Raw genomic sequence first — 24,995 nt, forward strand, 5'->3', positions numbered from 1 at the left:
CGAAGTGGGGGGAGGTTGGGAGGGGGGCCCAGAACAACCACTCTTCAGGTCAAATCCACCGCTTGCGGCGCTTGAAGCTCTTCAGGTTCTTGAAGCTCTTGCGCTCTTCGTTGCCGCCGCCGAGGTAGAATTCCTTCACGTCCTCGTTGTTGCGCAGCTCCTCGGCGGTGCCGTCCAGCACGACCTTGCCGTTCTCCATGATGTAGCCGCGGGTCGCGGCTTGGAGCGCCATGCGGGCGTTCTGCTCCACCAACAAGATGGTGACGCCAAGGTCTTTGTTGATCTGGCGGATGATGCTGAAGACCTCCTTCACCATCAGCGGCGATAGGCCCATGGAGGGCTCGTCCATCAGGATCAGCTTCGGGCGGGCCATCATGGCGCGGCCGATGGCCAGCATCTGCTGCTCGCCGCCCGACAGGTAGCCGGCCAGCCCGGTGCGTTCCTTCAGGCGGGGGAAGTAGTGGTAGACCATCTCGATGTCGTCCTTCACGCCGCCGTCGCGGCGGGTGAAGGCGCCGAGGCGCAGGTTTTCCTGGCAGGTCATGTCGCCGATGATGCGGCGGCCTTCCATGACCTGGAAGATGCCGCGCCGGACGATCTGGTCGGGGTCGATGCCGTTGATGCGCTCGCCCGCGAAGGTGACGTCGCCGCGCGTGACCTCGCCGTCCTCGGTCTTCAGCAGGCCGGAAATGGCCTTCAGGGTGGTCGACTTGCCGGCGCCGTTGGCGCCCAGCAGGGCCACGATCTCACCCTCCGGCACCTCCAGGCTGAGGCCACGGAGCACCAGGATGACGTCGTTGTAGACGACCTCGATGTTGTTGACGGACAGCAGCGGCGCCTTGGCCGTGCCGGGAACCGGGGCCGGAGCGACCGCGGTGGCGGTTGCAGCGTTCATCATGCGGCACCTGATGCGTAGAAGGGCAAGGGTGCCCCCGTCGCCGCCCTTTCACGGCGGCGGCGGGGGCGCTCCGGACTTACCAGCCCAGCCACTCCGGCTTGCGCGGGACGTCGACGGTGGCGATCTTCTCCAGCTTGATCGTGCCGGCCTTCACCAGCTCGTCCACCGACGCGCCGGTCTCGCCCTTCACGTTGGCGCGGTAGATGTTGACCTTGTCCATGCCGCGGTGGTCGGTCTCGGTCCAGGTGGAGGGGACGCAGACGCCCTCAAGCCCGGCCGGGACCCAGTCCTTCTTCTGGTACATGCCCTTGCGGATGTTCGGGCCGGTCACGCCGCCATTGGCCTTCGCCCAGTCCATCGCTTCCTTCATGTAGAAGGCGGAGCAGATGCCGGAGACGTAGTGCACCGGGCGGTAGGCGGTGCCGGCCGCGTCGGACATCTTGGAGATGTCCTTGACCGTCTTCATGCCCGGCGCGTCGCCGCCCCAGATGGTGGCGGTGCGGACCGGGAAGATGACGCCGTTGGCGGCGGTGCCAGCGGCCTTGGCGGCGTTCTCGTCCATGCCCCAGACGTTGCCCATGAACTGCACCTGCGCGCCGACCGTCTGGCAGGCCTTCAGCACGGAGATGTTGGAGCCCGCCGTGTTGCCGAGGTAGGCGTAGTTGGCGCCGGCCTCCTTCAGGGTCAGGCACTGGGCGGTGTAGTCGCCCGGCGTCAGCGCGAACTGCACGGCCGGCAGCACGTCGAAGCCCAGCTCCTTGGCGAGCGCCTCGCCGGCCTCCTTCGGGGCGTTCGGGTAGGGGTGGTTGGCGCCCATGTGGACGTATTTCGGCTTGCCCGAGCCGCCCTTCTTCTTCCAGTCCTCGGCCGCCCAGGTCAGCATGGCGCGCAGGCCGTCGGAGTAGGACGGGCCATAGAAGAAGTTGTAGGGCGCCGGCTTGGAGCCGTGCGGGCCCTTGCCCGTCGGGTCGGTCAGGTGGCCGGAGTAGGAGCCGGAGTAGAACGGGATCTCGTCCTTGCCGACGAAGCCGGTCAGCGCCTCGGTGTCGGCGGTGCCCCAGCCCTGGATGGCCGCGACCTTGTCGCTGCCCGACGACCACTTCTTGTACTGGCTGATTGCGCGCGGCGCCTGGTAGCCGTAGTCCACCGTCTCCACGGCCAACTGCGTACCGCCGACGCCGCCGTTCTTGTTGATGTAGGCGAGCGCGTCGGCCACACCCTGCGCGAAGGGCACGCCCACGTCCGACGTGGCGCCCGACTGGTCGGCGAGGTGGCCGACCGGGATCTTCTGCTGGGCGTTGGCGGCGGCGGTGAAGGCCAGGACCGTGGCGGTCGCAAGCAGGACGGTCTTCATGGTCATAGTGCGTTTTCTCCCGTTCATTATGTTTTTCAGAAGCTTAGTGCGCGAAGGGATACAGTTTCCAGTAGGCCTTGATCTGCTTCCAGCGGTGGGCCAGCCCGTCCGGCTCGAAGACCAGGAACAGGATGATCACCAGGCCGATGGCCATCTCGCGCAGGAAGGCGATGGCGTCCTTCAGGTTCAGCGCGGCGTCGATGGCCGTGCCGGACAGGGCGGTGGTGATGGCCTGCATCACCTCCGGCAGCAGCACCATGAAGGCCGTGCCCATCAGCGACCCCATGATCGAGCCCAGGCCGCCGATGATGATCATGCCCAGGAACTGGATCGAGAAGAGGATCGTGAAGCCCTCCACCGACACGAACTGCAGGTAGTGGGCGTAGAGCGCGCCGCCGATGCCGGCGTAGAAGGCCGAGATGCCGAAGGACATCGTGCGGTACTTGGTCAGATTGATGCCCATGATCTCGGCGGAGAGATAATGGTCGCGCACCGCCACCAGCGCGCGCCCGTCGCGGGTGCGCATCAGGTTGGTCGCCAGGATGTACATCACGACCATGTAGACCAGCACGACGTAGAAGAAGCGCTCGTCCGTGTCGAAGGCGAAGCCGAACAGGCTGAAGGGCTCCGCGATGGTGCCGGCGGTGCCGCCGGTGAACCAGTCGGCCCGCGCGAAGAAGTCCTGGAGGATGTACTGCGCCGCCAGCGTGGCGATGGCGAGGTACAGGCCCTTCAGCCGCGCCGCCGGAACGCCGAACAGCATGCCGACCGCCGTCGTCATCACGCCGGCCAGCGGGATGGCGAGCGCCACCGGGATGGCGAAGCTGTTGGACAGCCAGGCCGAGGCGAAGGCGCCGAAGCCGAAGAAGGCGGCGTGGCCGATGGAGATCTGGCCGGTGAAGCCCACCAGGATGTTCAGCCCCAGCGCCGCGATGCCCAGGTAGCCGATCTGGATGCACAGGTTCAGCCAGTAGCGGTCCATGAAGGCCGGGAAGACCAGCAGGATCAGGACGCCCAGGATCGCGAAGTTGCGGCTGGTGACGGTCGGGAAGATGGTGGTGTCGGCGGCGTAGGTCGTCTTGAAGTCGCCGCAGGGGATGAGACTGATGTTCGCCATGGTTGCGGCCGCTCCTTACACGCGCTCGATGTCTTTGGTGCCGAAGAGGCCGTAGGGCTTGATCATCAGGATGACGATCAGGACGTAGAAGGGGGCGATCTCGTACATGTTGCCCCAGTTCAGCCACTGGCTGTCCACGTAGTGGGCCAGGTTCTCCAGCACGCCGACGATCAGCCCACCGAGCACCGCGCCGGCCACGCTGTCCAGCCCGCCCAGGATGACCGCCGGGAAGACCTTGATGCCGAAGAAGGACAGCGCGGAGGACACGCCGTTGACCACGCCCACGGTCACGCCGGCGACGGCGGAGACCATGGCGGAGATGGCCCAGCTCATCGCAAACATCTGGCGGACCGAGATGCCCAGCGACTGCGCCACCTGCTGGTCGAAGGCGGTCGCCCGCATGGCGAGGCCCATGCGCGAGTATTTGAAGAACCAGCCGAAGCCCGCCATGATCAGCAGCGAGATGGCCAGCGACATGACGTAGACGGTCTGCACCTCCAGCCCGAAGACCGACATGGTCGGGCTGCCGAAGATCGGCGGGAAGGGCTTGGCGAAGACGCCGAACATCCACTTCATCATCGCCTGGAAGAAGATCGACAGGCCGATGGTGACCATGATGACGGAGATGATCGGCTCCCCGATCATCGGCCGCAGCACGACGATCTGGAGCACCACGCCGAAGATCAGCATGAAGGCCAGCGTGATCGGGAACCCGATCCAGAAGGGCAGCTGCCAGTGGGTCAGCAGCCACCAGCAGGTCCAGGCGCCGATCAGCAGGAACTCGCCCTGGGCGAAGTTCACGATGCGGCTGGCCTTGTAGATCAGCACGAAGGACATCGCCACGACGCCGTACAGCGCGCCGACGATCAGCCCGTTGACGAGAAGCTGGAAGAGCAAGGTCATGGGCGGGTCTCCCCGAAACCGCAATTCTTATCCCCTCTCCCCCCCGGGGAGAGGGTTAGGGTGAGGGGGTTCGCGGGGGACTGGGAGGTTCGGCAAACGCCAGTCCCCCTCACCCCGACCCTCTCCCCGGGGGGGAGAGGGAGAAAAGTGCGCGTCTTCATGGGGCCACCTATGCCGCGACCGGCGCCGGCTTCTTCGCCGGAGCGGGCAGCAGGTCGACGACCTTTAGCACGGTGCGGATGCGCTGTTTGGTGCCGTCCTGGAAGGTGATGGTGGTGTCCACGTCGATGGACGGCTGGCCGGCGTAGATGGAGTCGATGATCTCGCCGTACTTCTCGGCGATCACGCCGCGGCGCACCTTGCGGGTGCGGGTCAGCTCGCCGTCATCGGCGTCCAGTTCCTTGTAGAGGAGCAGGAACTTGGTGATGCGCTGGTACTCCGGCAGCGTGGCGTTGACCCGCTCCACCTCCTGGCGCAGCAGCTCGTAGACCTCCGGCTTCGACGACAGGTCGGAGTAGGTGGTGAAGGCGATGCGGTTCTTTTCCGCCCACTTCGACACGATGGGGAAGCGGATGCAGATGATCGCCGACAGGTACGGGCGCTTGTTGCCCAGGATGACCGCTTCGGCGACGTAGGGGCTGAACTTCAGCTTGTTCTCGATGTACTGCGGGCTGAAGCGGTCGCCGTTGCTGGTGGTGGCGATGTCCTTGATGCGGTCGATGATGACCAGATGGCCCTTCTTGTCGAAGAAGCCGGCGTCGCCCGTGTGCATCCAGCCGTCGCGCAGGTCCGCCGTGGTCGACGCCTCGTTCCGGTAATAGCCGGCGAACATGTTGGGATGGCTCACCACGATCTCGCCAACGCCGTTCTGGTCGGGCTCGATCACCTTCACCTTCACGCCGTCGTCGAAGGGCACGCCGACCGTGTCGAAATCCACGTCGCCCGAGCGGTGCACCGTGTAGGCGCCCATGGTCTCGGTCTGGCCGTAGATCTGGCGCAGCGGCACGCCCAGCGCCTGGAAAAATTTGAAGGTGTCCGGGCCCAGCGCCGCACCGCCGGTCGCCGCCGACTTCAGGTTGGTGAAGCCCAGCCGGTCTCGCAGCGCTGCGAAAAGAATGCGATCGGCAACGGCGGAGCGCGTTCCGTTGGCGAGCGCCTCCAGCCCCAGCTTCATGCCGTAATCGTACATCTTCTGCTTGAAGGGGGAGCTGTCCATCATCCGCGCGCGCACGTCGGCGGCGATCTGCTCCCACAGGCGCGGGGCGAACAGCACGAAGCTCGGCCCGATCTCGCGGAAGTCGTTCATCATCGTCTCGGCTTCCTCGACGAAGTTCACGCGCATCCGCGACACCATGCCCATGCCGACCGCGTAGATCTGCTCCATGATCCAGGACAGCGGCAGCACCGACACATACTCGTCCGTCGGCCCCTTGGGATCGACCGACAGGTAGCTGGCAACGTGGCGGATCAGCCGCCCGGCCGGCAGCATGGCCAGCTTCGGGTTGGAGGTGGTGCCCGACGTGGTGCAGAGCACCGCGACATCCTCGCCCTTCGTCGCCGAGACCAGCTCGTCGTAGAGGCCCGGCTTCTCCGCGTGCAGCGCATTGCCCAGCCGCACGAGGTCCGACGCCTCCATCAGGCGCGGGTCGCTGTATTTGCGCATGCCGCGGGGGTCGGAATAGATGATGTGCTTCAGGGTGGGCAGGCGCTCGCCCAGGTTCAGCAGCTTGTCGACCTGCTCCTCGTCCTCCGCGAAGATGACGTGCACGTCGGCGTAGGTGATGAGGTAGGCGACCTCCTCGTCCATGGCGTCGCGGTAGATGCCGAGGCTCATGGCGCCCATGGCGTGGGCGGCGATTTCGCCCATCACCCAGTCCGGCCGGTTGTCGCCGAGCAGGGCCACCACATGGCCGCGCTCCACGCCCAGCTTGATGAGGCCCAGCGTGAAGGCGCGCACGCGGGCGTGCACGTCGGCCCAGGTAAACTCGCGCCAGATGCCGAAGTCCTTCTCGCGCATGGCGACCTCGCCGCCATGGTCGCGGGCGTGCAGGGTCAGCAGCTTGGGCAGCGTGTCGTGCTGGTTGAGATCGGGAAGCTGGGACATCACGCGACCTCCTGCTTGGGCTGCGGGGGAGCCTCTTCCTCGTCGTCCTCGCCGAGGTAGGCGCGCTTGACGCGCGGATCGGCCAGAACCTCCTCCGGCGAGCCCTCGCCGATCTTCTTGCCGAACTCCAGCACCATCACGCGGTGGGAGATGTCCATCACGACGCCCATGTCGTGCTCGATCATCACCACCGTCATGCCGAACTCCTCGTTCAGGTCGACGATGTAGCGGGCCATGTCCTCCTTCTCCTCCAGGTTCATGCCCGCCATGGGCTCGTCCAGGAGGATCAGGTCGGGCTTCAGCGCGATGGCGCGGGCCAGTTCGACCCGCTTGCGCAGGCCGTAGGACAGCGTGCCGGCCGTGGCCTTGCGCACATGCTGGATTTCCAGGAAGTCGATGATCTCCTCCACCTCGCGGCGGTGGGAGAGTTCTTCCTTGCGCGCCCCCGTCAGCCAGTAGAGGGAGCCGGTGAAGAAGTTGTTCTTCAGCAGGTGATGGCGCCCGACCATGATGTTGTCGAGCACCGTCATGTGGCCGAACAGCGCCAGGTTCTGGAAGGTGCGGCCGATGCCGAGCGAGGCCCGGTGGTTCGGCGTCATGCCGGTGACGTCGCGGCCCTTGAAATAGACCTTGCCGTCGGTCGGCCGGTAGCGGCCGGAGATGCAGTTGACCATCGAGGTCTTGCCGGCCCCGTTGGGGCCGATGATCGAGAACAGCTCCCCCTTGCGGATGCGGAAGCTGACGTCGGTCAGCGCCTGCACGCCGCCAAAGCGCAAGGACACGCCCCGGGCTTCGAAGATGACGTCCGATGGGGAGGCCGCGCGGGTGGCGTCGGCCGGCTGGGCGTAACCGCGTGGCGGTGCGGTGGGCGCGCCTGACATTTCCTCCTCCGTTGCTGTGGAACTGATTTTGTCGTTCGCCGGAATGTTCGGTTGGCGAACTGGTCCATATTGTGGACCGTCCTTTGTGCAACACCGGCACTATAAACCGCGATCGGCACAGTTTTCAACACGGACATTCCGCCGATGCATGTTTTTTCGGGCGACATTCGGCCGCAAGGTCCATAATATGGACCTTGCCATGACCCGAACCGTGACCGACATCGAATCCCCCTCCTCCGGCGCGTCCGGTGGCACGCAGAGCCTGGAGCGCGCGCTGACCCTGCTGCGCACCGTCGCCGCCTATGGGGCGGACGGCGCGCGGTTGTCCGACCTGATGAGCGACACCGGCCTGTCCAAGGCGACCGCGCACCGGCTTCTGACCGCGCTGGCGCGGGAGCGCTTCATCGACCAGGACCCGCGCAGCCGCCGCTACCATCTGGGGCCGGAGCTGGACGAACTGGGCCGCATCGCCGCAGCCCGTTACCACCCGGCGGACGAGCAGGCGCCGGAGGCCGTCGCCGTGCGCCCGACCGCCTTTCTGCGGCCGGAATACCAGGGCGACGCGATCCCCTTGGCCGACCTGCTGTGCGACCGCCATGCCCGCACCGACGGCGCGCACGCCGCCCTGCTGCACGAGAGCGTCGCCGGCCAGACCACCGAGCTGAGCTTCTCCCGGCTGGAGCGCGATTCGGCCCGCTTCGCCACCGTCCTGCGCCGGCTCGGCGTCGGGCGCGGCGACCGGGTGGCGGTGCTGCTGCCCAAGGGTCCGGAGCTGCTGATCGCCGCGCTGGCGATCTGGCGGCTGGGCGGCGTCTACATGCCGCTGTTCACCACCTACTCGGCCGCCGCGGTGGCCTACCGGCTGGCCGACAGCGAGGCGGGGGCGATCGTCACCACCGGCTTCCTGCGCCGTAAGATTCCGCGCGACAACAGCCGCCCCCTGGTGATGGTGGAGGGCGACGAGGCCTTCGGTCCCGGTGCCGACGCGGTGCCCTTCTGGTCCGCCCTCCACGAATCCACCCCCATGGCCGAGGTTGCCCGCTACGCCGACCGCGACGCCTTCGCGCTGATCTACACCTCCGAGTCCGAGCCGAAGCCGCTCGGTGTGTCCCTGCCGGTCAAGGCCCTGTCGGGAATCGAGCAGTACATGCGCATCGGCCTCGACCTGCGCGACGACGACATCTACTGGAACATGGCCGACCCCGGTTGGGCCTATGGCGCTTATTACGGGCTGGTCGGGCCGCTGCTGCTGGGGCGCACCACCATCTTCTGCGACGGCCCCTACGACGTGCGGCAGGGCTACCGGATGCTGACCAAGTTCGGCGTCACCAACCTGACCTGCGCGCCATCCCAGATCCGCGCCTGGCACAGCGCCGACCCGGAGGGCGGGCCGCGCCAGCTGGCGCTGCGGATCCTGTCCGTGGTCGGCGAGCCGCTGCCGCCGGAGTTGATCGGCTGGGCCAACCGGGTGGTGGAGGTGCCGCTGCTCGACCAGTACGGCCAACGCGAAACCGGCATCTTCATGATGAACCGCTACGACCCCGACCACGCCGACCGGCCGGCGGACGCGTCGCTCGGCCGGCCGATGCCGGGCTTCCGCGTGGTGATCCTCGACCCGCAGGGCCGCGAGGCCCCGGTCGGCGGCGCCGGCGAGATCGCCATCGACGTGGAGAACTCGCCGCTCTTCTGGTTCGAGGCCTACGCCAACGACCCGGACCGCACCGCGTCCCGCTTCCGCCACGGCCGCCGCTATTACCTGACCGGCGACTGGGCCTTCCTGGACCGCGGCGGCAACATCCACTTCCGCGGCCGGGCGTCCGACGCCATCGTCATGCAGCAGGGGGAGTGAGGTCGCCCTTGCCCCCACCCTTCCCACGCCTTCGGCGCGGGCCCCTTCCCTCCCCCGCTTCGCAAGGGAGGGAGAGATCCCCTCCCCTGCGAAGCGGGGGAGGGTTAGGGAGGGGGCAAGCGAAGCAAGGCGGTCAGCCTGAAAACCTTACTTCTGCCCGCGCAGCATGTTGACGATGCCGGAGAAGTCCTTGCCGCCGAAGCCGGCGTTGCAGAACAGCGTGTAGAGCTGCGCCGCCTCGCCGCCCAGCGGCAATGGGCTGCCGGTGCTCTGGCCGGCCTCGACCGCCAGCTTCAGATCCTTCAGCATCAGCGCGGCGGCGAAGCCCGGCTGATAGTCGCGGTTGGCGGGCGAGGTCGGGACCGGGCCCGGCACCGGGCAATAGCTGGTCAGCGACCAGCACTGGCCCGACGACTTCGACGCCACGTCGAACAGCTTCTGCGACTCCAGCCCCAGCTTCTCGGCAAGCGCGAAGGCCTCCGACACGCCGATCATGGAGATGCCGAGGATCATGTTGTTGCAGATCTTCGCGGCCTGTCCGTTGCCCGGCCCGCCGGTGTGGACGATGGCCTTGCCCATGGCGGCCAGGATCGGCTCGGCGCGCTTGAAGGCGTCTTCCGTGCCGCCGACCATGAAGGTCAGCGTGCCGGCTTCCGCCCCGCCGACGCCGCCGGACACCGGCGCATCGACCATGGCGAAGCCGGCGGCCTCCGCGGCCGCGGCGACGGCGCGGGCGCTGTCCACGTCCACGGTGGAGCTGTCGATGAACAGGCTGCCGGGCTTCGCGCTGGCGATGACGCCGCCTTCGCCGGTGTAGACCTCCCGAACATGCTTGCCGGCGGGCAGCATGGTGATGACGACCTCGGCCCCGGCCGCCGCGGCACCCGGGCCGGCGGCGATGGTGGCGCCCGCGTCACGAGCGGCGGCGCAGGCGGCCTCCGACAGGTCGAAGGCCTGCACCGCGTGGCCGGCCTTCAGCAGGTTGCGCGCCATCGGCCCGCCCATGTTGCCGAGTCCGATAAAGGCGATCGTCGCCATTGCATTTCCCCCTATTTTTGCGCCGCCGGACGTTGTCGCCGGTGGATTGAGTATTGATGCGGCGGTCAGCCGCCCACCAGCTGGCGGGCGATGATGACGCGCATGATCTCGTTGGTGCCTTCCAGGATCTGGTGGACGCGGAGATCCCGGAAATACCGCTCGATCGGGTATTCCTTGATGTAGCCATAACCGCCGTGCAGCTGCAGCGCCTCGTTCACCACCTGGAAGCCGATGTCGGTGGCGAAGCGCTTGGCCATGGCGCAGTGCATGGTCGCCTCCGTCGAGGCGGCGTCGAGGCTGCTGGCCGCGCGGTGCAGCATCAGGCGCGCCGCGTCCAGCTCCGTCGCCATGTCGGCGAGCTTGAACTGAAGCGCCTGGAAGGCATTCAGCGGCTTGCCGAACTGCTTGCGCTCCGCCGTGTAGTCGATGGCCTGCTCCAGGCAGAAGCGTGCGCCGCCGATGGAGCAGGCGCCGATGTTCAGGCGCCCGCCGTCCAGCCCCTTCATGGCGATCTTGAAGCCGTCCCCTTCATCGCCGATGCGGTTGGCCACGGGAACGCGGCAATTCTCGAAGATGACCGCCGAGGTCGGCTGGCTCTTCCAGCCGAGCTTGTGCTCCTGCTTGCCGAAGGACAGGCCGGGCGTGCCCTTCTCCACCGCGATGCAGGAGATGCCCTTCGGTCCGGCCTCCCCCGTGCGGACCATGCAGACATAGACGTCGGACGAGCCGCCGCCGGAGATGAAGGCCTTCGACCCGTTCAGGATGTAATGGTCGCCATCGCGCTCCGCCCGCGTGCGCAGGCTGGCCGCGTCGGATCCGGCACCGGGCTCCGTCAGGCAATAGCTGGCGAAATGCTCCATGCTCGTCAGCTTCGGCAGGAAGCGCTCGCGCTGCTCCGCGCTGCCGAAGCGGTCGATCATCCACGACGCCATGTTGTGGATGGAGATGTAGGCCGCGGTGGAGGGGCAGGCCGCCGCCAGCTCCTCGAAGATCACCGCGGCGTCGAGCCGGCCGAGGCCGGAGCCGCCGACGTCGTCGCCCACATAGATGCCCGCGAAGCCCAACGCGGCCGCCTGCCGCAGCGTGTCGACCGGGAACAGGGATTCTTCGTCCCAGCGGGCCGCGTGCGGCGCCATTTCCTGGCGCGCGAACTCGCGCGCGGTGTCGCGGAACGCCTGCTGTTCCTCGGAAAGCGCAAAGTCCATGCGCATCCTCCCACAAGACCGCTTGCGCGGACGCCTCCCAGGGATGGCGTTCCGACGCTGATTGTTGAGTCCGAGCACTATCACACTGGATACGCGGTGTCCATCTCTTGTATACAGAGAGTGACAGCCCCGTGGATGGAATATGAGGACGCGCTCGGGATGAGCGATCGGATTGCCGACAGCGAGAAAAAGGGCCTGACCCGCGCCGACGAGGTAAGGCTGGCCATCGAGGAGGACATCTTCCTCGGCCGCCTGCGCCCCGGAACGCGCCTGGACGAGGAAAGCCTGGCGCAGCGCTTCAACATATCGCGCACGCCGATCCGCGAGGCGATTCTCCAGCTCGTCCACGCCGGGCTGGTGGAAAAGCAGCCGCGGCACGGCGCCGTCGTGGCGCCGCTGAAGCTGCACCGCATGGTGCAGATGTTCGAGGTGATGTCGGAGATCGAGGGGCTGTGCGCCCGATTCGCCGCCCGCCGCATGTCGGAGGAGGAAAAGCAGGCCCTGAAGCGGCTGCACGACGCGTCCAACGCGCACATGAAGGCGCGGGAACTGGACGCCTACTACGCCGTGAACCGCGAGTTCCACGAGGCCATCCAGGCGGGCAGCCACAACGAGCCGCTGCAGGAAATCGCGCGCGGCCTGTTCGCCCGCCTCGCCCCCTACCGACGCTACCAGCTGAACCACCCATCGCGGATCAACGACAGCTTCGACGAACACGGCGGCGTGGTCGACGCCATCCTGGCCGGCGATCCGGAGGCCGCCTACACCGCCATGCGCCGTCACGTGACCATCCAGATCGACATCTTTGCCGAGTTCGTGTCCATCATGGGCGGGAATGGGATACAATAGACGGATTATCTGTATACAAAAATCTGGTCAGGCGAACACCGGTGTGGTAGATCCGGGCTCCAGCTTTGGTGCGCATGGGAGGAAGGGCACATGTCCGATGCAGCGTCCGCGGTCAGCGGCAACATCTTCGATCTCTTCCGCTCCCGCTTTCCGGCGGACCGCAGCCGCCCCTTCGCAGTGCTGGAGGACGGCCGCGCCGTCACCTACGGTGATTTGGAAGCGCTGACCGGCCGCTACGCCCACCTGCTGTCCGACCTCGGCCTGAAGAAGGGCGACCGCGTCGCGGTGCAGGTGGAGAAATCCGTCGAGAACATCGTCCTCTATCTCGCCACCGTGCGCGCCGGCGGCGTCTTCCTGCCGCTGAACCCCGCCTACACCAAGGCGGAGGTCGAGTATTTCCTGACCGACGCGGAGCCGCACGTCTTCGTCGCCAAGCCGGAGACCGCCGACGGCCTGCGCGAGGTCGCCGACAAGGCCAAGGTCGCGCATCTGCTGACTCTCGGCACCAAGGGCGACGGGACGCTTCCGGAGCTGGCGGCGGCAAAGGACCCGGCGTTCGACACGGTGTCGGCCGACGCCGACGACCTCGCGGCGATCCTCTACACGTCGGGCACCACCGGGCGGTCCAAGGGCGCGATGATGAGCCACCGGAATCTCGGCTCCAACGCGCTGACGCTGCATTCCTATTGGGGCTTCCGGCCGGATGACGTGCTGCTGCACGCCCTGCCGATCTTCCACACGCACGGCCTGTTCGTGGCGACCAACTGCGTGCTGCTGAACGGCAGCTCCATGATCTTCCTGCCGAAGTTCGACGCGGATCAGGTGATGGCTCTGCTGCCCCGGGCCACGGTGATGATGGGCGTGCCGACCTTCTACACGCGCCTGCTCGCCCACCCCGGCCTGACGCGGGAGGCGACCGCGCACATGCGGCTGTTCATCAGCGGCTCCGCCCCGCTGCTGGCCGACACGCACAAGGAATTCGCTGCCCGCACCGGCCAAGCGATCCTGGAGCGCTACGGCATGACGGAGACCGGCATGCTGACCTCCAACCCGCTGGACGGGGAACGCATCCCCGGCACCGTCGGCTTCCCGCTGCCGGAGGTCGAGTTGCGCGTCGTCGATCCGGAGACGGGCAAGACGCTGGACACGGACGAGATCGGCATCATCGAGGTGAAGGGCCCGAACGTCTTCTCCGGCTACTGGCGGATGCCGGAAAAGACCAAACAGGAGATCAAGCCGGACGGCTTCTTCATCACCGGGGACGTCGGTAAGGTGGACGGGCGCGGCTACGTCCACATCGTCGGCCGGGCCAAGGACCTGATCATATCCGGCGGCTTCAACGTCTACCCGAAGGAGGTCGAGACGGTCATCGACGCCATCGACGGCGTCGTGGAATCCGCCGTGGTCGGCGTCCCGCACCCGGACTTCGGCGAGGCGGTGACCGCCGTCGTTCTGCGCAAGCCCGGCGCCACGCTGGACGAGGTCGCCGTGGTCGCGGTGTGCAAGCAGCAACTGGCCAACTTCAAGGTGCCGAAACGGGTGTTCTTCGTGGACGAGTTGCCGCGCAACACCATGGGCAAGGTGCAGAAGAACCTGCTGCGCGACGAGCACAAGGGTATCTTCGCTCCCGCGAAAGCGTAGAGGCGTTTCCAGGTCCCGGTGATTCCTGCGGCCTGCCCGGCCTTTTCCGGTTATGGTGCGTCGCGCTGTTGTCGGTACGCCACCGTATGGCCCGGGGAGCATCGTTGATGGAAGCGAAGACGCTGAACCGCGAATCCTGGCTGTCCGCCGCCTTCTCCGCCCTGGCGGAGGGCGGCGTCGAACAGGTGCGCGTGGAGGTGCTCGCCAAGCGGCTGAAGGTCACCAAGGGCAGCTTCTACTGGCACTTCCGCGACCGGATGGAACTGGTCGAGGCGATGCTGGAGGGGTGGAAGGTCGGCCGTATCGAGGCAATCAAGATGCAGACGCGGCTGGACGGCTGGGCGCCCGCCGACCGGCTTCGCGACGTCCTGTCGCTCTACGGTGGAACCAGCAACCCGCGCGGCATGGCGATCGAGTTGGCGATGCGCGACTGGGCCCGCCGTGACCCGCGCGCCGCGGAGATCGTCGCGGAGGTCGACCGCGAGCGCCTGCGCTGCGTGTCCGACCTGTTCGCCGGGATGGGGCTGACCGCCGACGAGGCCTTCGCGCGGGCCTACCTGTTCTATTCGTTCATTTTTGGGGAAGGCCTGCTCGCCCGCTCCGCCGCGCCGGACCGGTTCGAGAAGGCGCGGGACATCTGCGGGCGGGTGCTCGTGCCGGGGGATGCGGAGGGGTAGGCGCGCCGGCTGCCGCGTGCCCCCACCCTCCCGCTTCGCGGGTCCCTCCCTCCCCCGCTGGGCGGGGGAGGGTTAGGGAGGGGGCAAAGGCAAGCGCTTACGTCCCCGTCCGCACGGGCGCAAACGGAAGGCCCGCCTGGTCCAGCGCGCGGTCGATGACATCGTCGGACGCGCCGTCGAACAGCTGGAGCAGCAGGTCGTCCACGACCCAATCGTTGGTCGGGGTCAGGGCGGCGAACAGCTCGCCCATCACCTCGGCCTGGAAGTCGTCGCGGCGGTTGTCGCTGCCTTCATACTCCATGCGCTTGGCGACGCCGATGGCGATCTGGAAGGGCGGGACCAGGACCGCGGCGACCGACGCCTGCTTCAGCACCGCCCGGAGACCGAGCGCGCCGTCGTCCCAGGCCAGGGTGCGCGCGGCCTCGCTCGTGACTCCGGCCTTGGCGCCCAGCCCGGCGGAGAACAAGGCGATGTCGCCGGCGCACAGCACCCGGAACAGTAGCGCCGCGGTGAAGCGCCCGTTGGCGTGAAGCCAGCGGGCCACCGCCTCCACATCCTCCGATCCGCGCAGCGCCGGGCGCAGCAGGCGCATGGTCGCCGCCTCCCTCCCGCGGTTGGTCAGCCGCTCCACCAGCTCCCGCGACAGGCCGTGGGTGTGGGCGAGCGTCGCCCGAACGGCGTCGGAGACGAAGGCGACCAGCCGCTCCACCACGGCCAGCGGCAGGCCGGGGCGGGTCGCCGCCGCCTCGCTGACCATGCGCACCCGGCCGAAGCGGTCGAGCGCCCGGTGCAGCGACGGCTCCGTCACCTCCGCCCCCGGGTTGCGCAGCAGGGTGGTGACCACGGCGACGTTGCCCGATTCCACGATCGCGCCTGCCACCCGCGCCGACACGGCGCGCCGGCCAGCGATGGCCATGTGCTTGCCGCTGTCCGGGTCGGCCAGCACGTCGAGCAGAAGCTCGTCGCTGAGCGACCCGCTGTCGCGCAGGATCGGGAAAGCGACCCGCCCGACGTCCTTCACCAGCCGCTCGGCCAGTTCCTCGGTCAGCATGGGGTTGTTGCGGATCTGCCAAGCCACGGCCTCGCGCACGGCGGCCTGGGCGTCGGCGGCGAAGCAGTGCATCACCTCCAGCGCCAGCGACCGCTCGGCCTCGGTCAACCGGCCCTGTTCGAGGTCGTGGACCAGCTTCGCCATCGTCTCGATGCGCGCCTCCGGCGAGGGGGAGGCGAGCAGCCGTTCGACGTCGCGGGCGGAAAGGCCGGGGGATGGAGAGGAATCGGTCATCGTCAGTGATCCTTCAGTCGAGACCCTGGCCTGCGTAGCGGACCATGTCGCCCCAGATGCGGTCGAGACGGCGCAGCGTGCGGTAGGCGGCCTTCAACTCCATCGCCTCCGCGTCGTTGCGGACGAGCGCCGACGCCTGGATCTGCTCGAACGATGTCAGCTCGTCGCGCAGCGCCCGCCCCTTCTCGGTCAGGCGCAGCCGGGCGGTGCGGCGGTCCCGCTGGCTGGCCCCGCGGTCGATGTAGCCGGCCTCCACCAGGATCTTCAGGCTGTAGGACGCGTTCGATCCCAGATAGTAGCCGCGCTCCATCAGATCGCGGACCGACGGCTCGTCGTCGCCGATCAGCATGACCATCAGCGCCTGCACCGGCCCGATGTCGTCGATGCCCTGCTTCAGCAGGCCCGCGCGCACCACGTCGAGAAAGCGGCGGTGCATCCGTTCGATCAGCCGGGCGAGCCCGTGGTATTCGGCGAGATCCGCCTGATCGACGGAGTCGGGATCGTTCCGGCGCTGCGTGTTCATGGCCAACATCCCTTCACTCGGCACCCCCTCATCGGGCCGCTCATTCGGCGGCCTGCGCCACGGCCGGACCGCGGTAGCCGTTCGGGTTGCGGCTGCGCCACGCCCAGGCGCCGCCGATGATGCTGTCCAGGTCGGGGAAGCGCGGGTTCCAGCCCAGCTCCGTCCGGATGCGCTCGCTCGACGCGATCAGCACCGCCGGGTCGCCGGCGCGGCGCGGGCCGACCTTCACCGGAACCTTCAGCCCGGTCACGCGCTCCACCGCCTCGATCACCTGCCGGACGCTGTAGCCCGTGCCGTTGCCGAGGTTGTAGCGGACGCTGCGCGTCTCCAGCACGTCCACCACGCGCAGGTGCGCGTCGGCGAGGTCGCAGACATGGATGTAGTCGCGCACGCAGGTGCCGTCCGGCGTCGGGTAGTCGTCGCCGAAGATCTCGATGTGGGAGCGCTTGCCCGCCGCGGCGTCGAGCACCAGCGGGATCAGGTGGGTCTCCGGGTGATGGTCCTCGCCCAGCAGCCCGTTGGGGTGCGCGCCCGCCGCGTTGAAGTAGCGCAGGCAGGCGGAGCGAAGGCCGTGGCAGCGGTCGGCCCAGTGCAGGGCGCGTTCGATGAAGAACTTCGACTCGCCGTAGGGACTGCCGGGGTCGATGGCGGTGTCCTCGTCGATCGGCAGGCGTTCCGGCGTGCCGAACAGGTTGGCCGTGGACGAGAAGACCATCTTGCGCACGCCGGCCTCGACCGTCGCGCGGATCAGGTTCAGCGAGTTGACCGTGTTGCCGTGCAGGTAGAGATGCGGGTCGCGCATCGATTCCCCGACTAGCGACAGGGCGGCGAAGTGGAACACCGCGTCGAAGCGCCATTCGGCGAAGACGCGCTTCAGCGCGTCGGTGTCGGCCAGATCGGCTTCGACGAAGGCCGCCTCCGCCGGCACGGCCGCACGATGTCCCTGGCGCAGGTTGTCCAGGACGATAACCTTGGCGCCGCGGTCCAGCAGTTCCGCCACGCAATGGCTGCCAACATAGCCGGCGCCACCGGTCACGAGGACGGTCATGGGCGAGTTCATCGCAAATATTCCTTGGATTTGAGAAATAATCGAGGTTCCGGTGCACCCGCCATCGTCAAAGGAGGAGACCACCTTCGGAAGCGAGGCAAATGTTGCGTGGTGCAGCATGCCGTGTCTTCAAGCCAAAGGCCAGTTGACGAAAAAGAGGCAAAACTGTGGCGCCCACGCCGACGGGTGCTTGGAATTTCTTTTGGAATCAGCGGCTTGTGAGCGGTTTTCTACCGCTTTCGATGGAGCGCGAAGGGGGTAGCGCCCCAAACTTATCACACGCCTGTCGTCGGTCGGAGACGTAAGCGAAAGCATGCGGGTGCTTTCCTGACCGTTCCAGAGCGGTCTCAGAAAGAGAAGAGCCAAACAACAATTCGTTAACCAAACGATCATTGTTTGGGAACCGCCTGCGCGACGGCAATGGGAAGGACCTTGTATGAGCGGAATGGATCGGTCGCTGCTGACCCAAGCCTATCGGAAGATAGGCCGCGGCCTACTCCTGGCCGGCGCATTGAGTTTCTTCGTGAATCTGCTGATGCTCGTGGTTCCGCTCTACACCATGCAGGTCTACGACCGCGTGATGAACAGCCACAGCGTGGAAACGCTGACCATGCTGGCGATCATCGCGGTGGGCGGGCTGGTGCTGTTCGGCGTGCTGGACTACATCCGCGCCCGCGCCTTCATCGTGTCGGGCGCGGTGATCGCGCACCGCTTCAACGTCCCGGCGCTGGAAGCGGCGATCGTGGACGCGCTGGGCGGCGGGATGCGCAACGCCGGCCAGACCATGCGCGACCTGAACGACCTGCGCAACTTCATGTCCGGCAGCGCGGTGACCATCCCGCTGGAGCTGCTGTGGACCCCGATCTTCCTGGTCATCCTGTTCATCCTGCACCCGGTCTATGGCTGGATCGCGGTGGGCTCGGCGCTTCTGCTGCTGGCGATGAACGCGCTGACCGACGCGCTGACCCGCCGCCCCATCGCCGAGGCGAACGAGGCCTCCGCCAAGGTCTACGCCGACGTGGCGAGCGCCGTCCGCCACGCCGAGGCCATCGAGGCCATGGGCATGTTGCCGGCGCTGGCCCGGCGCTGGCAGGCGGCGCAGACCGGCTCCGCCTCGCTGATCGACCGGGGCACGCTGATGTCGCGCGGCATGGCGTCGGCCTCGCGTTCGCTGCGCCTGATCATCCAGATTGCCACTCTCTCCGCCGGCGCGGCGCTGGTCATCAACAACGAGGCCTCGCCCGGCAGCATGATCGCCACCGGCCTGATGATGGCCCGCCTGCTGGCGCCCTTCGAGCATCTGGTGGACAACTGGCGCCTGTGGGTCGGCGCGATGACCGCGCACAAGCGCATCCGGGAGCTGCTGAACGGCGAAGGGCAGCGGCGCGGCACCATGGCCATGCCGATGCCGCAGGGCAAGATCAGCGTGGACCGCGTCAGCCACGTGCCGAAGGGCCTGTCGCGCCCGGTTCTGCGCGGCGTGTCCTTCGCGCTGGAACCCGGCGAGGTGCTGGGCATCATCGGCCCGTCCGGCGCCGGCAAGTCCACGCTGGCGCGCCTGCTGGTCGGCATCTGGGAGCCGACGGCCGGCGGCATCTACCTGGACGGCACCAGCACCTTCCTGTGGGAGCGCGAGAGCTTCGGCAAGTACGTCGGCTACGTGCCGCAGTCGGTCGCCCTGCTCGACGGCACCATCGGCGAGAACATCGCCCGCATGGCGAACGCCGACCCGGCGGAGATCGTCCGCGCCGCCCGCATGGCCGGGGTCCACGACATGATCGGCCGCCTGCCCTTCGGCTACGACACGCCGGTGGGGGAGAACGCCTTCGCCCTGTCCGGCGGGCAGCGGCAGCGCATCGCGCTGGCCCGCGCCCTGTTCGGCCGGCCGCGCCTGATCGTTCTGGACGAGCCGAACTCCAACCTCGACCATGACGGGGAACAGGCCCTGCTGCACGCCATCAACCAGGCCCGCGCGGAGGGCGCCACCATCGTGATGGTCGCCCATCGCCCCTCCATCGTGTCCGTCGCCGACAAGCTGCTGGTCCTGAAGGACGGCATGGTCGAGCATTTCGGCGCCCGTTCCGAGGTGTTGAAGCTGGTCCAGCCCGGCGGCGCGGTGAAGGTCGCCCGCCTGGTCCGGACGGGAGAATCCGCATGACGAACGCCACGATCGAGCAGCCGGCCCTGTCGGCCGCCACTGCTGCTTCGGTTCCCGCTTGGGCACCGGTCATCGACGTCGCCCCGCACGAGCCGTCGCTGCGCGGCACCGCGCTGGCCGGCGCGCTCGCCGTCGCCATCGGCTTCGGCGGCTTCTTCGGCTGGGCCTTCCTGGCCGACCTGGACAGCGCAGCACTCGCCCCCGGCACGGTGATGGTGGAAAGCCACCGCAAGACCATCTCCCACCTGGAGGGCGGCATCCTGCGGGAGCTGCTGGTGCAGGACGGCGACGTGGTGAAGGCCGGGCAGATCCTGCTGCGCCTCGACACGACGCAGAGCGGCGCGGTGGTGGCGCAGATCCAGGGCCAGTATTGGACGGCGCTCGCCCGGCTCGCCCGCCTGCGTGCGGAGCAGACCGACGCCAAGACCCCGGTCTACGCCGAGGAGCTGCTGAAGGCCGCCAAGAGCAACCCCGTCGCCGCGGAGGCCGTGAGCGCCGAGCAGCGCCTGTTCGAGTCGCGCCGCGACAGCTACGAGGGGCAGGTCGCCATCCAGCGCAAGAACATCTCGCAGCTGCGCGACGAGATCGCCGCGCTGGAGGCGCAGCGCGCCGCCACCGCCGACCGCCTGCGCTACACCCAGGACGAACTGCACATCGTCGAGGGGCTGCTCGCCAAGGGCTACGAGCGCAAGCCGCGGCTGCTGGAACTGCAACGCAACGTCGCGGACGGCAAGGGCCGACTCGGCGAGCTTCAGGCGAACAAGTCCAAGGCCGAGCAGGCCATCGCCGGGGCGGAACTGGAGATCATCAACCTCGCCAACACCCGGCGGTCGGAGGTCGGCACCGACCTTCAGACCGTGCAGGCCAACGTGTCCGACCTGTCCGAGCGGCTGCGCGGCGCCGACGACGTGCTGAAACGGCAGGAGGTCGTGGCGCCGCAGGCCGGCAAGGTGACGGGCCTGCGCTTCTTCACGCCGGGCAGCGCCATTCCCGCCGGCCAGCCGATCCTCGACATCGTGCCGCAGAACGACGACCTGATCGTCGAGGCGCGCGTATCGCCGGCCGACGTGCAGCATGTGGAGATCGGCGCCAAGGCCATGGTGCGGCTGACCGGCTACCGCCAGCGGGTCGTCCCGCCGGTGCCGGGCAAGATCATCACCTTCTCCGCCGACCAGTTGCAGGACGACCGCACGGGCCAAGCCTATTTCATCGCCCGCGTCAGCCTGGACGCCGACACGCTGAAGCGCCTGCCGAACGTGGAACTCCATCCCGGCATGCCGGCGGAGGTGATGATCCACGGCCATTCCCGCAAGGCCATCGACTATTTCCTGACGCCGCTGACCGACGGCATGAACCGCGCGCTGCGCGAGCAGTAAGGCTGCTTTTCGAATCCGGTCCCCCCTTTTCCGGCGAGGGAGAGGGGGCACAATCATTTCCCAAATGTTGTGTTGCGGTGCTGGCAACCACAGGAGCGTTACATGGACCGGGATCGATTGAAGCGAGTCGCCAAGGCCTTGGGCGACGTGCACCTCTATGACAAGCACCACACCGGCGAGTTCATCGCCATGCGCCTGCGCGACTCGCTGGCCGACAATCCCGGCTACGACGCCGCGGACGTCGAAGACAAGCTGATGGAATTGGCAAGGGTAGCGTTGACCGCCGCAGAAGAGGGTGAAGAGTAAAGGCGGTTTGCGTGGCGTTTTATTTTGAAATTGGTGGCGTCGGGCTCCGGCCCTGACTCCCCGCGCGTGCCGCGGCGCAGGCGCATCAGGCCCCCTCCCCATAGGTCATACGGGAGGGGGCGCGGCATCGCGGGCTTTCCGGCCGCAAAGGCGCTTTCTCAGCAACTTTTTCGCTGAACAGGCCTGCCGCTTTGAAAGTTTTTTAAAATCGACATACCCAAGTAGTCACGCAGCGGCATGGATAGCCGACCGCCGAGGGCGTCCATGTCGCCATCCAAAGACAAAATGCTTAGAAATTCGTCGCGTTTTGAAAGCAAAGAACATCGCATCAAGCAACGAACATCTCCGATTATTACATTTCGACTCTCGAAGCTCAACATTTTCCTGCGTTTCGCCTCGTCAATGTCACAGCATCACCGCCCAATATTTGGCTATAGCGTTGGGGGTAACTCGCCATTTCGGGGTAGGTGAAAACGCCACCCCAACCCAATCACATCGTTAAGGAGTATCAACAATGGCCACCCTTCCTGGCGGCAACTATGACGATGTCAATCTCGGCACGAATCACAGCGATCTGATCGACGGGGGCAAGGGCGACGACGTCCTGTTCGGTGGCAATGGCCATGACACGGTGATCGGCGGCGAAGGTGACGACGCCCTGTTCGGCGGCAACGGCCAGGACGTCGTGACTGGCGGCGATGGCGACGACGTCATGATGGGCGGCAACGGTGCCGACTCGCTCAGCGCTGGCGGCGGCGACGACTACCTCAGCGGCGGCAACGGCGCCGACGTGCTGGCGGGTGGCGCCGGCAATGACATCATCGACGGCGGCAACGGCAACGACGTCCTGTCGGGCGGCGCCGGCGATGATGTCCTGCACGGCGGCAACGGCGACGACCAGCTGCTGGGCGGCGACGGCAACGACATGCTCGACGGCGGCAAGGGCGCCGACATCCTGTCGGGCGGCAACGGCGACGACTACCTCAGCGGCGGCGACGGCGCCGACTCGCTGCTCGGCGGGGCCGGCAACGACATCCTGGTCGGCGGCAAGGGCGACGACATCCTGTCCGGCGGCGCCGGCCATGACGTGTTCGTGTTCTCCGGCGGCGGCGGCCAGGACGTCGTGCTCGACTTCCGCGCGGGCGAGGACGTGCTGCAGATCGACCGCAACATCAACGGCCTCAAGATCGGCGACGCGTCCGACCTGGCGTCGCGTGTCACCGACCATGGCGGCGATGCGGTCATCGACCTCGGCAACGGCGACAGCATCACGCTGAAGGGCGTGTCGGCCGAGGACATCCACAACCACCCGAACGACTACTTCGTCATCCACTAAGCGGCCGGCCCGGCGGCGTGCGCACCCCCGCGCGCGCCGCCGCAAGGTCCCCATGACATTCCGGCCGACCGTTTCTGGGTGAATGCGCATGACCGTTCTCGCCGTCCTGCCGACCTCCACCACCATCGCTCCCGCGCAGCTGCATGCGTTGGGAGACGATTTCGTTCTCGCGTCCTGGGAAAGCGACGGTCCGGAGACCTCCGGCCGCGTCGTTCCCACGCTGGACGGTGCCGAGGTTCGGCCGCCCTACACCACGCTGTCCGTGCGGACGAGCTGGGGCGGGCAGCGCGTGCTGTCGATCCTGCGCACCCCAAATCAGCCGGGCGCCGCGGCCCGGTTCGTCGCCCAGGGCCGCGTAATCGCGGAAGCCCCGACCGACACCGATTTTCCCCACCTGGATCCGGCCTTCCTGCTGGGCAGCCTCGACGCCGGCTCCCGCCTGCGGGTGGTGCGGTTCCTGTTCGATTTCGCGCGCTCCACCCCCTCGCTGCGCGGCGACGCCGGATTCGCCGCCGTCTGCCGCCGCCTGGTGCTGGAGCTGTCGCCCGTTCCCTCCCCCGTCACGGCGCGCGCCGCAGCGACCGACGAGCTGCTGCTCTGCGCCGGGTCGCTGTCCGCCGGATTCGGCGAGGTGACGGGGGCGGTGATCATCGGCCACGGCGCCGTCGGCCCGGCGCCCTTCGACATCTGCGTCGGCTCCGCCATCGACAAGCGCGGGCGCCTGGGGATGTCCTTCCTGGTCGACCGCGTGCTGTGCGTGCCCGGCAACCTGCTGGTGGTGATGGGCCGCAACGGGCTGGCCTGCCGCAGCTTCGACGCGGTGCGCGCCAACCTGCCGACCCTGACCGAGCATCTGTCGACGCGCCGCGACACGCCGCTGAACCTGCGCCAGCACATCCTGCGCGGCCTCGCCCAGCGCGGCCGGTCCGACGCGACCGCCGCCGCCGCGGTGCGCGAGCTTCAGGTGCTCGCCCCGCTGCCGAAGCGGCAGGTGGCCGACGCCAAGCGGTCCATCGGCGCCTCCCTCGACCTCGCCGTGCCGACCGGCGACGGCGGGCTGTTCCTGGCCGGCTGGGTGCACGACCCGCACGGCCTCGGCGCCGGCCTCAGCGTGCAGACCCCCTTCGGCGCCGAACGGCGCCTGGAGGTGCTGGAGAACCGTTTCCCGCGCGAGGACGTGGCCAAGCTGTTCGGCACCGGGTCCACCGACCGCAGCGGCTTCGTCGCCTACCTCCCCGGCGCGCCGGAACCGGCCGCGGTTCTCCAGGTGCATGCGGAGCTTCTGCTGGGCTCCGGCGGGTCAATCAAGCTGGTGCCGCCGCTGCGACCGCTGTCGCCGGCCGAGGCCCGCGCCGCGGTGCTGGGCAGCCTGCCGCCGCAGTTCGCCACGCCACAGCTGCTGGAAACCGTCCTGGCTCCGGCCGTCGCCCCGCTGCACGCAGCCCACATGGCGAGCCGCCGCGCGCCGGAGATCGTGTCCTTCGGCCGCCGGCCGGAGAACCCGTCGGTTTCGCTGATCATCCCGCTTTACAAAACATTGGAATTCTTGCGGTTCCAGCTGTCGAGCTTCGCCACCGATCCAGGCATGGCGGACGCGGAATTGATCTTCGTGCTGGACAGCCCGGAGCAGCGCGACGAGCTGGTGCACCTGCTGCAAGGCTTTCACGGGCTCTACGGCCTGCCGATGACGCTGCTGGTGCAGCCGGCCAACTACGGCTATTCGGCGGCCAACAACGCCGGCGCCGGAGTCGCCGCTGCACCCCGGCTGCTGTTCCTGAATTCCGACGTCATCCCGGACCGTCCGGGCTGGCTGGCGTCGCTGCTCGCGGCGCTGGAGGAGCGGCCGGGCACCGGTGCCGTCGGGCCGAAGCTGCTGTTCGACGACGACAGCCTGCAGCACGCCGGCCTCTATTTTGACCGCGACGTGCGCGGCCGCTGGTTCAACCACCACTACTTCAAGGGCCTGCCGCGCGACTTCCTGCCGGCCCGGCGGGAGCGCAGCGTGCCGGGCGTGACCGGCGCCTGCCTGCTGATGCCGCGCGACGCCTTCGAGGCGGTGGGCGGCTTCTGCGAGGACTACGTCATCGGCGACTTCGAGGACAGCGACCTCTGCCTGCGCGTCCGCCAGGCCGGGATGGACATCCGCTACATCCCCTCGGTGGAGCTGTACCACCTGGAACGCCGCTCCATCAGCCGGCACACGGGCTACACGCGCGGCGTGGCGTCCGAATACAACGCGTGGCTCCACGCCCGCCGCTGGTCGGGCCTGATGGAGGAGCTGATGGCCCATGACTGGGACGAGGCCGCTCCGCCGCCATCGCGCCGGCCGCTGGAGGAAAGCCTGCTGCGGCCGATCACGGTGTCCAACGACCTGACCCCGCGCCCGTCGCTCATCGCCGACTCGCCGCATCACAGCGGACGCGCAACCCGGAAACGGAAATAACGGA

Annotated in this window: 20 protein-coding genes; 9 read left to right on the forward strand and 11 right to left on the reverse strand. The window is 67.8% G+C overall.

Features of this window, described 5'->3' with window-relative positions; genetic code table 11:
• Positions 1–49: 49 nt before the first annotated feature.
• From J2851_RS05525 to J2851_RS05550, 6 genes are all read right to left on the reverse strand, one after another.
• Entirely contained in the window at positions 50–895 is an 846-nt protein-coding gene (locus J2851_RS05525; RefSeq protein ID WP_246500457.1) for an ABC transporter ATP-binding protein, read from the reverse strand.
• A 79-nt stretch (positions 896–974) separates the two neighbouring features.
• The gene (locus J2851_RS05530; RefSeq protein ID WP_209764813.1) at positions 975–2,258 is read right to left on the reverse strand and encodes an ABC transporter substrate-binding protein; all 1,284 of its coding nucleotides are present in this window, start codon (positions 2,256–2,258) and stop codon (positions 975–977) included.
• Positions 2,259–2,295: 37 nt separating this feature from the next.
• Positions 2,296–3,369 (reverse strand): branched-chain amino acid ABC transporter permease, encoded by a 1,074-nt coding sequence (locus J2851_RS05535; protein ID WP_209764814.1) that lies wholly within the window; start codon positions 3,367–3,369, stop codon positions 2,296–2,298.
• Between the two features lie 15 nt (positions 3,370–3,384).
• Positions 3,385–4,272 carry a branched-chain amino acid ABC transporter permease gene (locus J2851_RS05540; protein WP_209764815.1) on the reverse strand — a complete coding sequence of 296 codons (888 nt, stop codon included), beginning with the start codon at positions 4,270–4,272 and terminating at the stop codon, positions 3,385–3,387.
• A 169-nt stretch (positions 4,273–4,441) separates the two neighbouring features.
• Complete coding sequence (locus tag J2851_RS05545; protein ID WP_209764816.1) at positions 4,442–6,376, reverse strand: long-chain fatty acid--CoA ligase; 1,935 nt, start codon at positions 6,374–6,376, stop codon at positions 4,442–4,444.
• Complete coding sequence (locus J2851_RS05550) at positions 6,376–7,257, reverse strand: ABC transporter ATP-binding protein (protein WP_209764817.1); 882 nt, start codon at positions 7,255–7,257, stop codon at positions 6,376–6,378. Before J2851_RS05550 ends, J2851_RS05545 begins: the two co-directional genes overlap by 1 nt.
• 199 nt (positions 7,258–7,456) lie before the next feature.
• Here J2851_RS05550 and J2851_RS05555 point away from each other — a divergent pair, with 199 nt between their 5' ends.
• Positions 7,457–9,106 carry an AMP-binding protein gene (locus J2851_RS05555; RefSeq protein WP_209764818.1) on the forward strand — a complete coding sequence of 550 codons (1,650 nt, stop codon included), beginning with the start codon at positions 7,457–7,459 and terminating at the stop codon, positions 9,104–9,106.
• Between the two features lie 147 nt (positions 9,107–9,253).
• Here J2851_RS05555 and mmsB read toward each other — a convergent pair whose 3' ends face one another.
• Entirely contained in the window at positions 9,254–10,144 is an 891-nt protein-coding gene (mmsB, locus tag J2851_RS05560; RefSeq protein ID WP_209764819.1) for a 3-hydroxyisobutyrate dehydrogenase, read from the reverse strand.
• Between the two features lie 65 nt (positions 10,145–10,209).
• Positions 10,210–11,349: an isobutyryl-CoA dehydrogenase gene (locus J2851_RS05565; RefSeq protein WP_209764820.1), complete on the reverse strand. Its 1,140-nt coding sequence runs from the start codon at positions 11,347–11,349 to the stop codon at positions 10,210–10,212.
• Between the two features lie 159 nt (positions 11,350–11,508).
• Between J2851_RS05565 and J2851_RS05570 the strand changes: the two genes are divergently transcribed.
• The 3 genes from J2851_RS05570 (at position 11,509) to J2851_RS05580 (ending at position 14,516) form a co-directional block, all read left to right on the forward strand.
• Complete coding sequence (locus J2851_RS05570; RefSeq protein ID WP_209764821.1) at positions 11,509–12,198, forward strand: GntR family transcriptional regulator; 690 nt, start codon at positions 11,509–11,511, stop codon at positions 12,196–12,198.
• A 90-nt stretch (positions 12,199–12,288) separates the two neighbouring features.
• Positions 12,289–13,839: a malonate--CoA ligase gene (locus tag J2851_RS05575; protein ID WP_209764822.1), complete on the forward strand. Its 1,551-nt coding sequence runs from the start codon at positions 12,289–12,291 to the stop codon at positions 13,837–13,839.
• A 107-nt stretch (positions 13,840–13,946) separates the two neighbouring features.
• Positions 13,947–14,516: a TetR/AcrR family transcriptional regulator gene (locus tag J2851_RS05580; RefSeq protein WP_209764824.1), complete on the forward strand. Its 570-nt coding sequence runs from the start codon at positions 13,947–13,949 to the stop codon at positions 14,514–14,516.
• Between the two features lie 97 nt (positions 14,517–14,613).
• Here the strand turns inward: J2851_RS05580 and J2851_RS05585 are convergent, their stop codons facing one another.
• The 3 genes from J2851_RS05585 to galE are packed head-to-tail and all read right to left on the reverse strand — an operon-like array spanning position 14,614 to position 17,384.
• Positions 14,614–15,801, reverse strand: coding sequence for a DUF2336 domain-containing protein (locus J2851_RS05585; RefSeq protein WP_209764826.1), 1,188 nt, complete (start codon positions 15,799–15,801; stop codon positions 14,614–14,616).
• A 13-nt stretch (positions 15,802–15,814) separates the two neighbouring features.
• Complete coding sequence (locus tag J2851_RS05590; protein ID WP_246500435.1) at positions 15,815–16,324, reverse strand: MarR family winged helix-turn-helix transcriptional regulator; 510 nt, start codon at positions 16,322–16,324, stop codon at positions 15,815–15,817.
• 40 nt (positions 16,325–16,364) lie between these two features.
• Complete coding sequence (gene galE, locus J2851_RS05595) at positions 16,365–17,384, reverse strand: UDP-glucose 4-epimerase GalE (protein ID WP_209764830.1); 1,020 nt, start codon at positions 17,382–17,384, stop codon at positions 16,365–16,367.
• 433 nt (positions 17,385–17,817) lie between these two features.
• Here galE and J2851_RS05600 point away from each other — a divergent pair, with 433 nt between their 5' ends.
• The 5 genes from J2851_RS05600 (at position 17,818) to J2851_RS05620 (ending at position 24,991) form a co-directional block, all read left to right on the forward strand.
• Positions 17,818–19,530 (forward strand): type I secretion system permease/ATPase, encoded by a 1,713-nt coding sequence (locus J2851_RS05600; protein WP_281415994.1) that lies wholly within the window; start codon positions 17,818–17,820, stop codon positions 19,528–19,530.
• Positions 19,527–20,906: an HlyD family type I secretion periplasmic adaptor subunit gene (locus J2851_RS05605; protein WP_209764832.1), complete on the forward strand. Its 1,380-nt coding sequence runs from the start codon at positions 19,527–19,529 to the stop codon at positions 20,904–20,906. The genes J2851_RS05600 and J2851_RS05605 overlap by 4 nt, the downstream gene beginning before the upstream one ends.
• Before the next feature lie 102 nt (positions 20,907–21,008).
• Positions 21,009–21,212 (forward strand): hypothetical protein, encoded by a 204-nt coding sequence (locus J2851_RS05610; protein ID WP_209764833.1) that lies wholly within the window; start codon positions 21,009–21,011, stop codon positions 21,210–21,212.
• Positions 21,213–21,726: 514 nt separating this feature from the next.
• The gene (locus J2851_RS05615) at positions 21,727–22,548 is read left to right on the forward strand and encodes a calcium-binding protein (RefSeq protein WP_209764834.1); all 822 of its coding nucleotides are present in this window, start codon (positions 21,727–21,729) and stop codon (positions 22,546–22,548) included.
• A gap of 88 nt (positions 22,549–22,636) precedes the next feature.
• Entirely contained in the window at positions 22,637–24,991 is a 2,355-nt protein-coding gene (locus tag J2851_RS05620) for a glycosyltransferase (protein WP_209764835.1), read from the forward strand.
• The last annotated feature ends 4 nt before the right edge of the window (positions 24,992–24,995 follow it).

This window comes from Azospirillum rugosum (genome assembly GCF_017876155.1).
Lineage (GTDB): Bacteria > Pseudomonadota > Alphaproteobacteria > Azospirillales > Azospirillaceae > Azospirillum > Azospirillum rugosum.

Coding starts and splice junctions, on each gene's coding strand:
- J2851_RS05575 (WP_209764822.1), top strand. CDS start 12,289: ATGTCCGATGCAGCGTCCGCGGTCAGCGGCAACATCTTCGATCTCTTC.
- J2851_RS05610 (WP_209764833.1), top strand. CDS start 21,009: ATGGACCGGGATCGATTGAAGCGAGTCGCCAAGGCCTTGGGCGACGTG.
- J2851_RS05605 (WP_209764832.1), top strand. CDS start 19,527: ATGACGAACGCCACGATCGAGCAGCCGGCCCTGTCGGCCGCCACTGCT.
- J2851_RS05580 (WP_209764824.1), top strand. CDS start 13,947: ATGGAAGCGAAGACGCTGAACCGCGAATCCTGGCTGTCCGCCGCCTTC.
- J2851_RS05535 (WP_209764814.1), bottom strand. CDS start 3,369: ATGGCGAACATCAGTCTCATCCCCTGCGGCGACTTCAAGACGACCTAC.
- J2851_RS05550 (WP_209764817.1), bottom strand. CDS start 7,257: ATGTCAGGCGCGCCCACCGCACCGCCACGCGGTTACGCCCAGCCGGCC.
- J2851_RS05565 (WP_209764820.1), bottom strand. CDS start 11,349: ATGGACTTTGCGCTTTCCGAGGAACAGCAGGCGTTCCGCGACACCGCG.
- J2851_RS05590 (WP_246500435.1), bottom strand. CDS start 16,324: ATGAACACGCAGCGCCGGAACGATCCCGACTCCGTCGATCAGGCGGAT.
- J2851_RS05530 (WP_209764813.1), bottom strand. CDS start 2,258: ATGACCATGAAGACCGTCCTGCTTGCGACCGCCACGGTCCTGGCCTTC.
- galE (WP_209764830.1), bottom strand. CDS start 17,384: ATGAACTCGCCCATGACCGTCCTCGTGACCGGTGGCGCCGGCTATGTT.
- J2851_RS05615 (WP_209764834.1), top strand. CDS start 21,727: ATGGCCACCCTTCCTGGCGGCAACTATGACGATGTCAATCTCGGCACG.
- J2851_RS05620 (WP_209764835.1), top strand. CDS start 22,637: ATGACCGTTCTCGCCGTCCTGCCGACCTCCACCACCATCGCTCCCGCG.
- J2851_RS05585 (WP_209764826.1), bottom strand. CDS start 15,801: ATGACCGATTCCTCTCCATCCCCCGGCCTTTCCGCCCGCGACGTCGAA.
- J2851_RS05555 (WP_209764818.1), top strand. CDS start 7,457: ATGACCCGAACCGTGACCGACATCGAATCCCCCTCCTCCGGCGCGTCC.
- J2851_RS05600 (WP_281415994.1), top strand. CDS start 17,818: ATGGATCGGTCGCTGCTGACCCAAGCCTATCGGAAGATAGGCCGCGGC.
- J2851_RS05545 (WP_209764816.1), bottom strand. CDS start 6,376: ATGTCCCAGCTTCCCGATCTCAACCAGCACGACACGCTGCCCAAGCTG.
- J2851_RS05525 (WP_246500457.1), bottom strand. CDS start 895: ATGAACGCTGCAACCGCCACCGCGGTCGCTCCGGCCCCGGTTCCCGGC.
- J2851_RS05570 (WP_209764821.1), top strand. CDS start 11,509: ATGAGCGATCGGATTGCCGACAGCGAGAAAAAGGGCCTGACCCGCGCC.
- J2851_RS05540 (WP_209764815.1), bottom strand. CDS start 4,272: ATGACCTTGCTCTTCCAGCTTCTCGTCAACGGGCTGATCGTCGGCGCG.
- mmsB (WP_209764819.1), bottom strand. CDS start 10,144: ATGGCGACGATCGCCTTTATCGGACTCGGCAACATGGGCGGGCCGATG.